General features: G+C 72.7%; 12 protein-coding genes. 11 read left to right on the forward strand and 1 reads right to left on the reverse strand.

Annotated elements, in window-relative coordinates; genetic code table 11:
* Window positions 1–96 precede the first annotated feature (96 nt).
* The 7 genes from ssd (at window position 97) to OG393_RS17185 (ending at window position 5094) form a co-directional block, all read left to right on the forward strand.
* Window positions 97–1209 (forward strand): septum site-determining protein Ssd, encoded by a 1113-nt coding sequence (ssd, locus tag OG393_RS17155; protein WP_327375526.1) that lies wholly within the window; start codon window positions 97–99, stop codon window positions 1207–1209.
* Window positions 1206–2390 carry a TadA family conjugal transfer-associated ATPase gene (locus OG393_RS17160; RefSeq protein ID WP_327375527.1) on the forward strand — a complete coding sequence of 395 codons (1185 nt, stop codon included), beginning with the start codon at window positions 1206–1208 and terminating at the stop codon, window positions 2388–2390. The genes ssd and OG393_RS17160 overlap by 4 nt, the downstream gene beginning before the upstream one ends.
* Complete coding sequence (locus tag OG393_RS17165) at window positions 2390–3259, forward strand: type II secretion system F family protein (protein WP_327375528.1); 870 nt, start codon at window positions 2390–2392, stop codon at window positions 3257–3259. The genes OG393_RS17160 and OG393_RS17165 overlap by 1 nt, the downstream gene beginning before the upstream one ends.
* Window positions 3260–3330: 71 nt before the next feature.
* A complete protein-coding gene (locus OG393_RS17170) occupies window positions 3331–4035 on the forward strand; it encodes a type II secretion system F family protein (protein ID WP_327375529.1) in 705 nt (234 codons plus the stop codon).
* 90 nt (window positions 4036–4125) lie between these two features.
* Window positions 4126–4320 carry a DUF4244 domain-containing protein gene (locus OG393_RS17175; protein WP_327375530.1) on the forward strand — a complete coding sequence of 65 codons (195 nt, stop codon included), beginning with the start codon at window positions 4126–4128 and terminating at the stop codon, window positions 4318–4320.
* Between the two features lie 13 nt (window positions 4321–4333).
* A complete protein-coding gene (locus OG393_RS17180) occupies window positions 4334–4666 on the forward strand; it encodes a TadE family type IV pilus minor pilin (RefSeq protein WP_327375531.1) in 333 nt (110 codons plus the stop codon).
* Window positions 4667–4761: 95 nt separating this feature from the next.
* Window positions 4762–5094: an Rv3654c family TadE-like protein gene (locus tag OG393_RS17185; protein ID WP_327375532.1), complete on the forward strand. Its 333-nt coding sequence runs from the start codon at window positions 4762–4764 to the stop codon at window positions 5092–5094.
* Here the strand turns inward: OG393_RS17185 and OG393_RS17190 are convergent.
* A complete protein-coding gene (locus tag OG393_RS17190) occupies window positions 5036–7513 on the reverse strand; it encodes a DEAD/DEAH box helicase (protein ID WP_327375533.1) in 2478 nt (825 codons plus the stop codon). The genes OG393_RS17185 and OG393_RS17190 overlap by 59 nt on opposite strands.
* Before the next feature lie 79 nt (window positions 7514–7592).
* Between OG393_RS17190 and OG393_RS17195 the strand changes: the two genes are divergently transcribed.
* The 4 genes from OG393_RS17195 (at window position 7593) to OG393_RS17210 (ending at window position 12211) form a co-directional block, all read left to right on the forward strand.
* Complete coding sequence (locus OG393_RS17195) at window positions 7593–7946, forward strand: STAS domain-containing protein (RefSeq protein WP_147979000.1); 354 nt, start codon at window positions 7593–7595, stop codon at window positions 7944–7946.
* Window positions 7947–8024: 78 nt separating this feature from the next.
* Window positions 8025–8486 carry an ATP-binding protein gene (locus tag OG393_RS17200; RefSeq protein ID WP_327375534.1) on the forward strand — a complete coding sequence of 154 codons (462 nt, stop codon included), beginning with the start codon at window positions 8025–8027 and terminating at the stop codon, window positions 8484–8486.
* A gap of 488 nt (window positions 8487–8974) precedes the next feature.
* Window positions 8975–11335: a sodium-translocating pyrophosphatase gene (locus OG393_RS17205; RefSeq protein ID WP_327375535.1), complete on the forward strand. Its 2361-nt coding sequence runs from the start codon at window positions 8975–8977 to the stop codon at window positions 11333–11335.
* A gap of 186 nt (window positions 11336–11521) precedes the next feature.
* A complete protein-coding gene (locus tag OG393_RS17210) occupies window positions 11522–12211 on the forward strand; it encodes a small secreted protein (protein WP_327375536.1) in 690 nt (229 codons plus the stop codon).
* The last annotated feature ends 165 nt before the right edge of the window (window positions 12212–12376 follow it).

The following is a 12376-nucleotide window of genomic DNA, read 5'->3' on the forward strand; positions in this document are numbered from 1 at the left end:
CCGCGGAGTTCGCGGTCGACAGGAATCACCGATCCGGGCCGCGCCAGAGGTGCGGTCGGGTCTCACGGACAGGGGGCGTCCACGATGACAGGAACCATGACTTCCGGCGCTTTGGGGACTTACGACGAGAGTCTGGCCGGAGAGGCCGGACGGCGGGCCGGGCAGCCGCTGATCGTGACCGAGGACCTCGCGTTGCTCGACGACCTGCTCCGGCTGTGCGCCGCGGCCGGCGTCGAGCCCGAGGTGCACCACAGCGCTCCCGGCCGCCGGGCGTGGGCCGACGCCCCGCTCGTCCTCGTCGGAGACGACGCGGCGGCCCGCTGTCGTGGTGCGGCCCGCCGACCGGACGTGCTGCTGGTCGGGCGGAATCCGGACGACGCCGACATGTGGCGGCCGGCCGTCGAGATCGGCGCGGAGTGCGTGCTGCGCCTGCCGGACGCCGAGGGCTGGCTCGTCGACCGCATCGCCGACGTGGCCGAAGGAGCGGGGCCACCGGCCCTGACCGTCGGAGTCATCGGCGGTCGCGGTGGGGCGGGTGCGTCGACGCTGGCCTGTGCCCTGGCCCTGGCCGCCGCCGGGACCGGCCGCAGCACCCTGCTCGTGGACGGTGATCCGCTCGGCGGCGGACTCGACGTCCTGCTCGGAGGCGAGCGCGCCGAGGGCCGGCGCTGGCCCGACTTCGCCGCGTCCCGGGGCCGGGTGGCCGGCCGGGCGCTGGAGGAGTCGCTGCCCTCGGTCCGGGGGATGCGGCTGCTCAGCTGGGACCGGAGCGACTCGCTCCTCGTGCCGCCCGAAGCGATGCGCGCGGTGCTCGCCGCCGGACGACGCCGCGGCGGAGTCGTCGTCGTGGACCTGCCCCGCAGGGTCGACGAGGCGGTCACCGAGGCACTGGCCCAGCTCGATCTCGGGCTCCTCGTCGTCCCCGGCGAACTACGGGCCGTGGCGGCGGCCCACCGGGTCGCCTCCCTCGTCGGAATGGTCCTCACCGACCTTCGCGCGGTCGTGCGAGGGCCGTATGCCGCCGGGCTCGACGCGCGCTGGGTCGCCGACGCCCTGCGGCTGCCGCTGACCGGCGAACTGCCCGACGATCCTGACGTCGTGACGGCCCATGACACCGGCAGGCTCCCGGGGGGCGACCCCCGGGGCCCACTCGGCCGGTTCTGCACGGCCTTCTGGGATCGTGCGCTGACGCCGGACGGTGTGCGGTGAGCACCCCCACGCCACGGAGCGGGACGACGGCCGGCACGGGCCTTCTGGAGGCCGTACGGCAATGGCTCGCGCAGAGCGGCGCCGAGCCGACTCCGGCCCGGGTGGCGGCGGCGCTGCGCGCCCAGGGGCGTCTCCTCGGCGACACGGAGGTGCTGGGTGCCGCGGAGGCATTGCGCTGCGAACTGGTCGGCACCGGGCCGCTGGAGCCGCTGCTCGCCGACCCCCACGTGACCGACGTCCTGGTCTCGGCCCCCGACCGGGTCTGGGTGGACCGCGGCGCCGGACTCGAACTCACCGAGGTCGCCTTCGCGGACGCGGCCGCCGTGCGCCGGCTGGCACAGCGGCTCGCGGCCGTGGCCGGACGACGACTGGACGATGCCCGGCCCTGGGTCGACGCCCGGCTGCCGGACGGGACACGCATGCACGCCGTGCTGCCGCCCGTCGCCGTCGGCTCCACCTGCCTGTCCTTGCGGGTGGTGCGCCCGAGGGCCTTCTCGGTGGCGGAGCTGACCGCGGCCGGGACGGTCCCGCCGGGCGGCGAGGGCGTACTCCGGGCACTGATCGACGCCCGTATCTCCTACCTGATCAGCGGTGGCACGGGATGCGGGAAGACCACGCTGCTCTCGACCCTGCTCGGCCTGGTCGGAGAGCGGGAGCGGATCGTCCTCGCCGAGGACTCGGCCGAACTGCGGCCCGACCATCCGCATGTCGTGCGCCTGGAGGCGCGTCCTGCCAACCAGGAGGGAGCGGGCCTCGTGACCCTGCGGGACCTGGTCCGCCAGGCCCTGCGGATGCGCCCCGACCGCCTGGTGGTCGGCGAGGTCCGGGGAGGCGAGGCCATCGACCTGCTCGCCGCACTGAACACCGGCCACGAGGGCGGCTGCGGGACCGTCCACGCCAACACGGCGGCCGACGTCCCGGCGCGGCTGGAGGCCCTGGGGACCTCCGCGGGGCTCGACCGGGCGGCACTGCACAGCCAGTTGGGCGCCGGGCTCTCGGCGGTGCTCCACGTCGCGCGCGACCGGACGGGGCTGCGGAGGATCGCCGAGATCCACGTCCTCGAACGGAACCGGGAGGGCCTGGTGGTGACGGTCCCCGCACTGCGTTGGGGCGCGACCGGCTTCGAACCGGAGCGCGGCTGGAACCGGCTGCGGTCGCTGATCGGGGGTGAGGCGACGTGATGGCGCCGACGGCCGTGGCACAGGGCGCCGCGGTCCTGTGCGCCGGGGGAGCGGCGTGGCGGGTCGCCGCTCGGGAGCGGGCGACACGGCGGGCGAGGGCGGTGCTGTCGGGCGCCGGCGTGGCGCCCGAGCGGCTGTGCCCGAGGTGGCGCTCCGCGGCGGAGCGGTGGCGGGTTCTTGCGCGGGGGCGACGCGCTTGGCTGTGTCTGCCGCTCGCTCTGCTGCTCGCGTGGGTGGGGGAATCGCCTGTGCCTGTGGTCGCCGGGGTGGTGGCTGTGCCTCTGGTGGGGCGACGCCTGCGGGCGGCCGGAGGCCGTCGGGAGAGCGAGGCGCGGGCCGACGCGGTGGTGGCCCTGTGCGGCTCCGTGGCGGGGGAGTTGAGAGCCGGCCGACAGCCCGCGCAGGCGCTGGTCTTCGCGGTCGGGGCGACCGGGGCGTTGGGCGCGGGGGACATGGCGGCGGTACTGGCCGCGGCACGGTTCGGCGGCGACGTGCCGCGGGCGCTGCGGCGGGCGGCGCGCCGCGACGGCGCGGGTGGCCTGGCGGGCCTCGCGGCCTGCTGGCAGGTGGCCGTGGACGGCGGGGCGGGACTGGCCGCCGGGCTTGACCGGCTGGAAGCCGCGCTGCGCGAACACCGGGACCAGCGGGAGCGGCTGAGAGCCCAACTGGCTGGTGCCTGGGCGACCGTCGCCGTGCTCGCGGCGCTTCCGGCCGTGGGCCTCGCCCTGGGTACCGCGCTCGGGGCCGAGCCACTGCGCGTGCTGTTGCACACCCCGGCGGGACTTGTCTGTCTCGCCGTGGGCGGGGGGCTGGAGACGGCCGGCCTGTTCTGGGCCGCGCGGATCGTACGAGGGGGTGAGCGGCTGTGACGGGGCTGACGGGACTGACGGGCACGGCTGGCGTGTTCGGGACGGCCGTAGCGGTTACCTGGGCGGCTCGGATGACAGCGGACCGGCGTCGCGGGTACCGGACGCGGAAGCGGACCGCCGAGCTGCTGAAGAGCGAGTGGAGGCGTGGGCGTCGGCGACGGAGCGTGATCCCGCGGCGACCGGATGGCTTGCACGGCTGGGGCGTCCCGCTCGTCGTCGCCGTGACCTGCGGGGTGTCGATCGGCGGCATGGTCGGCTGCCTGGTGGGGATGACGGCGGCCTGGGGCGTACGGGCCTGGCGGACCCGGCGGCCGGAGCGACCGGCCCATGAGGCCGAGACCGTCCGGCAGTTGCCCCTCGCGGCCGATCTGCTGGCCGCCTGCGCCTCGGCCGGAGCCGGACCGGCGGAGGCCGCCGAGGCCGTCGGTGGATCGCTCGGCGGGCCGGTGGGAGAACGGCTGACACGGACGGCGGCCGAACTGCGCCTGGGCGGCGAACCGGCCGAGGTGTGGAAGAGGTTCGGGGCCGTCGCCGGTGCCGATGGCCTCGCCCGCTGCCTCGAACGGTCGGGCTCCACCGGGGCACCCGCCGCCGAGGCCGTCTCCCGGCAGGCGGCCGGGTTGCGTGCAGGGCGGGCCAGGGAGGCCGCCGCCCGCGCACAGCGGGCACAGGTGCTGATCACCGCACCGGTGGGGTTGTGTTTCCTGCCCGCCTTCCTGGCGGTGGGTGTGGCTCCGGTGGTGATCGGACTGGCGAGCGGACTGCTGCACCGGTGATCCCGCTCCGTGCCCGATCCGCTCCGGTGCCCGATGCGCTCGAAGAGCGCCTCGATTCGACGAACGACCATATGAGACAGAGGGGTTGCAATGCCGAACGTGAGCGAGTGGTGGCGGGTCCGCAGGGCTGCCGCAGACGACGCGGGGATGACGACGTCCGAGTACGCGATGGGAACGATCGCCGCCGCCGGCTTCGCGGCCGTGCTGTACAAGATCGTGACCAGCGAGTCCGTCTCCGGCGCGCTGGAGTCGGTGATCGGCAAGGCCCTCGATGCGCCGTTCTGAGGACCGCGGCGCCGTGACCGTGGAGGCGGCGATGGTCCTGCCGGTCCTCGTGGTGTTCACCCTGACGATGCTCTGGGCTCTGGCCGCCGCGGCGGCGCAGATCCGGTGCGTGGACGCGGCCCGGGCCGGCGCGCGAGCGGCGGCCCGTTCCGAGCCGGTCGCCGTGGCCGAGTCCGCCGCCCGAACGGCCGCACCCGACGGGGCGAGTGTCTCCGTCACCCGTTCGGGCGAGCTGTGGCGGGTGACCGTGGAGGTGTCCGCCCCCGGCCCCGGTGGCATGGGGCTGACCCTCCGCGCAGCGGCGGCCGCGCTGGCGGAGGAGACGGTGGGGGTGGGAGCGCCATGAGGCAAGCGGGTGGCCTTGGTGACGCCGGCCGGCTCCGGGATGTCCGTGCCGTCCGTCGCTGCCGCGGCCTTCGAGGCGAGCGGGGGACGGCGACGGTGTGGACCGCCTTCGCGGCCTGTGCGCTCTGCGTGGTCTTCGGGGCCGTGCTGGCCCTGGGCCAGGCGGTCGCGGCCCGGCACCGGGCGGGCGGGGCCGCGGACCTGGCGGCCCTCGCCGCGGCCGACCGGGCGCTGTGGGGCGAGGAGGACGCCTGCGCCACGGCGGCCCGGATCGCCGACGCCCAGGGGGCCGCCGTGCTGCGGTGCTCCGTTCGCGGCGACATCGCGGACGTGACGGCGGTGGTGCGCCTGGGGCCCTACGCGCCCGCGGTCAGGGCGCGGGCGGGACCGGCGGGGGCTCCGCCGGGGCTTCCCGTAGCAGTTCCGTGAGGAGGCGCACGGCGCCGCGCTTGTGGAGCGGGTCGTTGCCGTTGCCGCACTTCGGAGACTGGACGCAGGACGGACAGCCGGCCTCGCACTCGCAGGAGGCGATGGCCTCCCGGGTGGCCGTCAGCCAGGCGGGTGCCGTGTGGAAGGCCCGCTCGGCGAAGCCGGCGCCACCCGGATGGCCGTCGTACACGAAGACGGTCGGAAGGAGCGTGTCCGGGTGGAGCGGCACGGACACCCCGCCGATATCCCAGCGGTCGCAGGTGGCGAAGAGCGGCAGCATGCCGATCGAAGCGTGCTCGGCGGCGTGCAGGGCTCCGCCGAGGATCTCCGGGGAGACGCGGGCGGCGTCGAGCTGGTCCTCGGTGACCGTCCACCACACGGCCCGGGTGCGCAGGGTGCGCGGCGGCAGGTCGAGCTTCGTCTCCCCGAGCACCTCACCGGTGATCAGCCGACGGCGCAGGAAGGAGACGACCTGGTGGGTGACCTCGACGGAGCCGTAGCAGAGGCGCCCGGCGCCCCAGGGGATCTCGGTGTCGGTTTCGAGGACGGAGAGGGAGGTGGTGTCGCGGGCGGTGGTGGAGTACGGCGGACTGGCCTCCTCGACCAGTGCCACCGCGTCCCGCAGGTCCAGCTGCCGCACCAGGTACGTACGGCCCTGGTGGAGGTGGACGGCCCCGTCGTGGACGGCCGTGTGTGAGGCGGCCTCGTCGACGGTACCCAGGAGACGCCCGGTGGCCGCCTCGACGATCCGGACGGGGCTGCCGCCCTCGCCCCGGATGTCGGTGAGATCGGCGGCCCGCTCCCGGCGGGTCCAGTACCAGCCGGTGGAGCGGCGGCGCAGCAGCCCGGCCGCCTCCAGCTGGGGCAGCAGCTCGGGAACGGCTGGGCCGAACAGGTCCAGGTCGGAGTCGGTCAGCGGAAGCTCCGCCGCGGCGGCGCACAGGTGGGGGGCGAGGACGTAGGGGTTGTCGGGATCCAGGACGGTCGACTCGACCGGTCTGCGGAACAGTGCCTCGGGGTGGTGGACCAGAAAGGTGTCCAGCGGGTCGTCACGGGCGACCAGGATCGCCAGCGCGCCCTCGCCCGACCGGCCCGCACGGCCCGCCTGCTGCCACAGGGAGGCCCGGGTGCCCGGATAGCCGGCGATCACCACGGCGTCCAGTCCGGAGACGTCCACACCCAGTTCCAGGGCGGTCGTGGCGGCCAGCCCGAGGAGTTCGCCGGAGTGCAGGGCGCGCTCCAGGGCGCGGCGTTCCTCGGGCAGGTAGCCGCCGCGGTAGGCGGCGACCCGCCGGGCCAGGGAGCGGTCGACCTCGGCCAGGCGCTCCTGCGCGATCACGGAGATCAGCTCCGCCCCGCGCCGGGAGCGGACGAAGGCGACCGAGCGGACGCCCTGGACGACCAGGTCGGTCAGCAGGTCGGCGGTCTCGGCGGTGGCGGAGCGACGCACCGGCGCGCCCCGCTCGCCGTGCAGCTCGGTCAGCGGTGGCTCCCACAGCGCGAAGACCAGTTCGCCGCGCGGTGAGGCGTCGTCGGCGACCTCCGCCACCGGCAGTCCGGTCAGGCGTCCGGCGGCGGTGGCGGGATCGGCGGCGGTGGCGGAGGCGAGCAGGAAGACGGGTTCCGTGCCGTACCGGGCGCAGACGCGACGCAGCCGGCGCAGTACCTGGGCGACGTGCGAACCGAAGACGCCCCGGTAGGTGTGGCACTCGTCGATCACGACGTAGCGCAGGGAGCGGAGGAAGGAGGACCACCTGGAGTGGGCGGGCAGTATGCCCCGGTGGAGCATGTCGGGGTTGGTCAGCACGTAGTTCGCGTACTGGCGGACCCATTCGCGTTCCTCGACCGGCGTGTCTCCGTCGTAGACGGCGGGCCGGATTCGGTTGCCGAGCGGTGCGGCCAGCTCGCGCACGGCTCGGCGCTGGTCGGCGGCGAGGGCCTTGGTGGGTGCCAGGTACAGGGCGGTGGCGCCCCTGCCGTTGGCGGCCTCGGCGCCGTCCAGCAGCGTGGACAGGACGGGGGTGAGGTAGGCCAGCGATTTGCCCGAGGCCGTACCGGTGGCGATCACCACGGACTCGCCGTCGAGGGCGTGCTCGGCGGCCCGTGCCTGGTGGGCCCAGGGGTGCTCGATTCCGGCCGCCTGGATAGCGCCGATCACTTCCGGACGGATGCGATGCGGCCAGACTGCATGCCGACCCTCCCGGGCGGGCAAGTGCTCCGTATGAGTGATGCGCGCGGCCCGGCTCTCGCCCGATGCGAGCCGGTCGAGGACCCTGCCGGGAGACGGGCGGCTGCCCGAGGTTCCGGCCGGTCGACTGGGGCGGTGATTCTTGGCCATCGGCACCGAGTGTGTCACTGGCATGACGGACAATGCTCCCAAGGCGTCGTGCATGGCTGCTGGTAAGTGATTGAATGCCATCGCGGCTGGCGATCCGTCCCCCGACTCCGCCCGGGAGATCCGAGGGGCGAACGCCCGATAGCAAGGTGCTGGAGGATCCGTGGACCTGTCCCTGTCGACTCGCAATGTGTCCGGCCCGAGCGGCGACCGTACGGTTGTCGAGGTCGGTGGCGAGATTGATGTGTATACCGCGCCCAAGCTGCGCGAGCAGTTGGTCGAGTTGGTGAACGACGGCAGCTACCACCTGGTCGTCGATATGGAGGGCGTGGACTTCCTCGACTCGACCGGCCTCGGCGTACTGGTCGGCGGTCTGAAGCGTGTACGCGCGCACGAGGGGTCGCTGCGCCTGGTCTGCAACCAGGAGCGCATCCTCAAGATTTTCCGGATCACCGGTCTGACCAAGGTGTTCCCCATCCACACCACGGTCGAAGAGGCCGTCAACGCCACCGACTGAGCCGGAAGACGGACGGGAGAGCCGGGCGACACGCCCGGTCTTCCGAGTTGTCCACCCACACGTTCCCAGGGGGACCGCATGGCCACCGTTGAACTCCGCTTCAGTGCCCAGCCCGAGCACGTCCGCACGGCCCGCCTGGTGGCGGCCGCGGTGGCGCGCCGGGCCGGGGTCGACGACGCGGTCCTCGACGAGGTCAGGCTCGCCGTCGGCGAGGCGTGTTCCCGTGCTGTCGGGCTCCACCGCAGCAACGACGTGACCACTCCGGTCCGGGTCGTGCTCACCGAGGAGGAGAAGTCCTTCTCCATCGAGGTGGGAGACGAGGTTCCCGGTGCGGGGGTGGCGGCGGCCGACGCCGCTGGTGTGCCCGGCTTCCGGGACGCCGCGCCGGCCGAGGAGTACGACGACGCCGACGGCGAGGACGAGATGGGTCTCGCGGTGATCCGCGGGCTCGTCGACGACGTCGAGGTGAGCGCCGGCGAGGACGGCGGAGTGATCCGTATGAGCTGGCCGACGAACCCGGCGGACGACGTGCTCTCCTGAATCCCGCTTCCGCGCGACGAGAAGCGAAGAAGAGGCCCTGCCCCGCAGGGCCTCTTCTCGTCTGTCTGCCCGCGGCTGTCGCTGACCGGTCACTTCCCGCCCGTCACCGATCGCGCTCTGCCGGGCATCCGGCCCGGTATCACCCCTCGCGCAGACCGATCCCCGGCCGGCACCACCCGTCACGCGTAAGCCCCACCGAATACACCGCACCACCCGCACCCCCTCGCATACATCTCGCGCGGACCGCGGTATCACCCGTGACGCGTGCCGATCACTCGTACCGGTCCCTGCCGCGGGGCATTCCCGCCGATCACCGAAACGGTCGACCGGAACCCGTGACCGCCCATGCGTAAATGCTTCTGCCGCATTACCGTTCTCGGTGTTGGCCGTGAGGTACGAGCGGATTCTGATTGCGGCGCACTGTTTTGTTCGGGATTCGCTCCATACAATCCGTCCACATCTTGACCTCGCAACGTCAAGGAGGACGAATGGCGGGTCTTGCAGCCGCGGTGCTCACTCAGGAGAACCGCGTGATCGTGATCGTCATCGCAGCCGTCGCCCTGGCGGCGCTGCTCGTCGCCCGGTTGCTGGTGCGTCAGGTGCTCGCCGCCGACGAGGGCACCGACACGATGAGGGAGATCGCCGCCGCCGTCCAGGAAGGCGCGAATGCCTATCTCGCTCGGCAGTTGCGCACGCTGGGAATCTTCGCGGTCGCGGTGTTCTTCCTGCTGATGGTGCTCCCGGCGGACAACTGGTCCCAGCGTGCCGGGCGTTCGCTCTTCTTTCTGGTGGGTGCGCTTTTCTCGGCGGCCACCGGATACATCGGTATGCGTCTCGCGGTACGGGCGAATGTGCGCGTGGCCGCTGCCGCCCGGGAGGCCACGCCCGCACCCGGAGAACCGGAAAAGGATCTGACACTCGTCTCCCACAAAGCGATGAAGATCGCTTTCCGTACGGGGGGCGTGGTCGGGATGATCACCGTCGGCCTCGGACTGCTCGGCGCCTCCTGCGTCGTCCTCGTCTACGCCGCCGACGCGCCCAAGGTCCTCGAGGGCTTCGGTCTGGGAGCCGCGCTCATCGCCATGTTCATGCGCGTGGGCGGCGGCATCTTCACCAAGGCCGCCGATGTCGGCGCCGACCTCGTCGGCAAGGTGGAGCAGGGCATCCCCGAGGACGATCCGCGCAACGCCGCCACGATCGCCGACAACGTGGGCGACAACGTCGGCGACTGCGCGGGTATGGCCGCCGACCTCTTCGAGTCGTACGCCGTGACGCTTGTCGCCGCCCTCATCCTCGGCAAGGCCGCCTTCGGCGACCTCGGGCTCGCCTTCCCGCTGATCGTCCCGGCGATCGGAGTGATCACCGCCATGATCGGCATCTTCGCGGTCGCCCCGCGCCGCGCCGACCGCAGCGGGATGTCGGCCATCAACCGGGGCTTCTTCCTCTCCGCGGTGATCTCGCTCTCGCTGGTGGCCGTCGCCGTCTTCGTCTACCTGCCGTCCTCCTACGCCGACCTCGAAGGTGTCACCGAGCCGGGCATCCGGGAGCACGGCGGCGACCCGCGGGTCTTCGCCCTGGTGGCCGTCGCCATCGGCATCGTCCTGGCCGCGCTGATCCAGCAACTCACCGGCTACTTCACCGAGACCGCCAGGCGGCCGGTCAGGGACATCGGCAGGTCCTCCCTCACCGGACCCGCCACGGTCGTCCTCACGGGCGTCTCCATCGGACTCGAGTCCGCCGTCTACACCGCGCTGCTCATCGGGCTGGGTGTCTACGGCGCGTTCCTGCTCGGCGGCACCTCCATCATGCTGGCGCTGTTCGCGGTGGCGCTGGCGGGTACCGGGCTGCTCACCACCGTCGGTGTGATCGTCGCCATGGACACCTTCGGTCCCGTCTCCGACAACGCCCAGGGCATCGCGGAGATGTCCGGCGACGTCCAGGGCGCCGGCGCGCAGGTCCTCACCGACCTCGACGCCGTCGGCAACACCACCAAGGCGATCACCAAGGGCATCGCCATCGCCACCGCGGTCCTGGCGGCCGCGGCCCTCTTCGGCTCGTATCGCGACGCCATCGCCACCGCGGTCGCCGACGTGGGGGCCAGGACCGGGGAGGCGAACCTCTCGATGGACATCTCCCAGCCCAACAACCTCGTCGGGCTCATCCTCGGCGCCTCGGTCGTCTTCCTCTTCTCCGGGCTCGCCATCAACGCGGTGTCACGGTCGGCCGGGGCGGTCGTCTACGAGGTGCGGCGTCAGTTCCGCGAACATCCGGGGATCATGGCGTACACCGAGAAACCCGAGTACGGCCGGGTCGTCGACATCTGCACCAAGGACGCGCTGCGCGAACTCGCCACACCCGGGCTGCTCGCCGTGCTGGCGCCGATCGCGGTCGGCTTCTCCCTCGGCGTGGGCGCTCTCGGCTCCTATCTCGCCGGGGCGATCGGCACGGGTGCGCTGATGGCGGTCTTCCTGGCGAACTCCGGCGGCGCCTGGGACAACGCCAAGAAGCTCGTCGAGGACGGCCACTACGGCGGCAAGGGCAGCGATGCGCATGCCGCGACCGTGATCGGGGACACCGTCGGCGACCCGTTCAAGGACACGGCCGGACCGTCGATCAACCCGCTCCTGAAGGTGATGAACCTGGTCGCCCTGCTGATCGCGCCCGCGATCGTGCAGTTCAGTTTCGGCGCCGACGCGAGCGCCGGACTGCGAGCGTCGATCGCGGTCCTGGCGAGCGTCGTGATCATCGGAGCGGTCTACGTCTCCAAGCGGCGTTCGGTGGCCATGGGTGACGAAGACGACACCGACGACCGGAAGCCTTCCACGCCCAACGCGCCGGTCGTTTCGTAACCCCTGATCAAAGTGCCTGCGGACGACACCTTCTGAGGTGTCGTCCGCGTGTGGTCGTCTCACGTGAGGCGTGTCTCCCTTGGTGCAAATGACTGCAATAGGGGGTGATTCGGTCGTACGAAAGGTGGAAGTGGCGCGCTTGGCGTGTATGTTCCGGGGCCGAGAGCCTTGGAAGGGACCGATCCGGTGAACAAGAAGCTTGCGGCCGTGGTGTCCGGCAGCGCGGTACTGGTGCTCACGCTGTCCGGTTGCAGCGACGACGGCGAGGAGATGGACACCTGGGCCAAGACGTTCTGCGACCAGGCCCAGCCGCAGTTCCAGAAGCAGGCCAACGCCAACGAGCTCATCAAGTCGACCGCCGCGGACAGCAAACCGGCCGAGATCCAGGCCGCCGACTCGAAGGCGTTTGCGGACATCGCCGCGGCCGACCGGGCCCTCGCGAAGGCCATTGAGGCAGCCGGCGCCCCGCCGGTCGAGAACGGCGAGACGGTCCAGCAGGACGCGATCAAGGAACTCAACGCCGCGGCGGTGGCGTACGAGGGCCTGAAGAAGCAGGTCGACGCGCTCGACACGTCGAACCAGCAGAAGTTCGCAGACGGCCTGAAGGGCGTCGCCGACAACCTGGCGAAGATTCAGAACATGGACCAGAACGCGCTGAACAAGGTCCGTGAGGGCGAGTTGGGCCAGGCGCTGGCGAAGCAACCGGGCTGCCAGTCGCCGAAGCCGTCGGTGCCGCCGTCCGCCGGGTCCGGGCCCGGTGCCGATCAGGGGCCGGGTTCCTCCCCGTCGACGAAGGCGTCGGCCTCCCCGTCGGCGAAGGCGTCGGCCGCCTCATCGGCGAAGGCGTCCGGCCAACCGGACACGAGCCAGGAGTAGCGCGGCTCCGCGCGGGACGAGAACGATCCCCACAGGCCGGTGGCCCGGCGGCGGTACACACCGGGCCACCGTCCCGTTCCGTCCCGGCTCCGGGCAGGTGCCCGGTCGTGGCCCGGCTGAACGCGGTGCGCGCGCCGTCCCGAGTCTCCTGTCGGCGCGCCGGCT

It is taken from the genome of Streptomyces sp. NBC_01216 (genome assembly GCF_035994945.1).
Classification (GTDB): Bacteria; Actinomycetota; Actinomycetes; order Streptomycetales; family Streptomycetaceae; genus Streptomyces.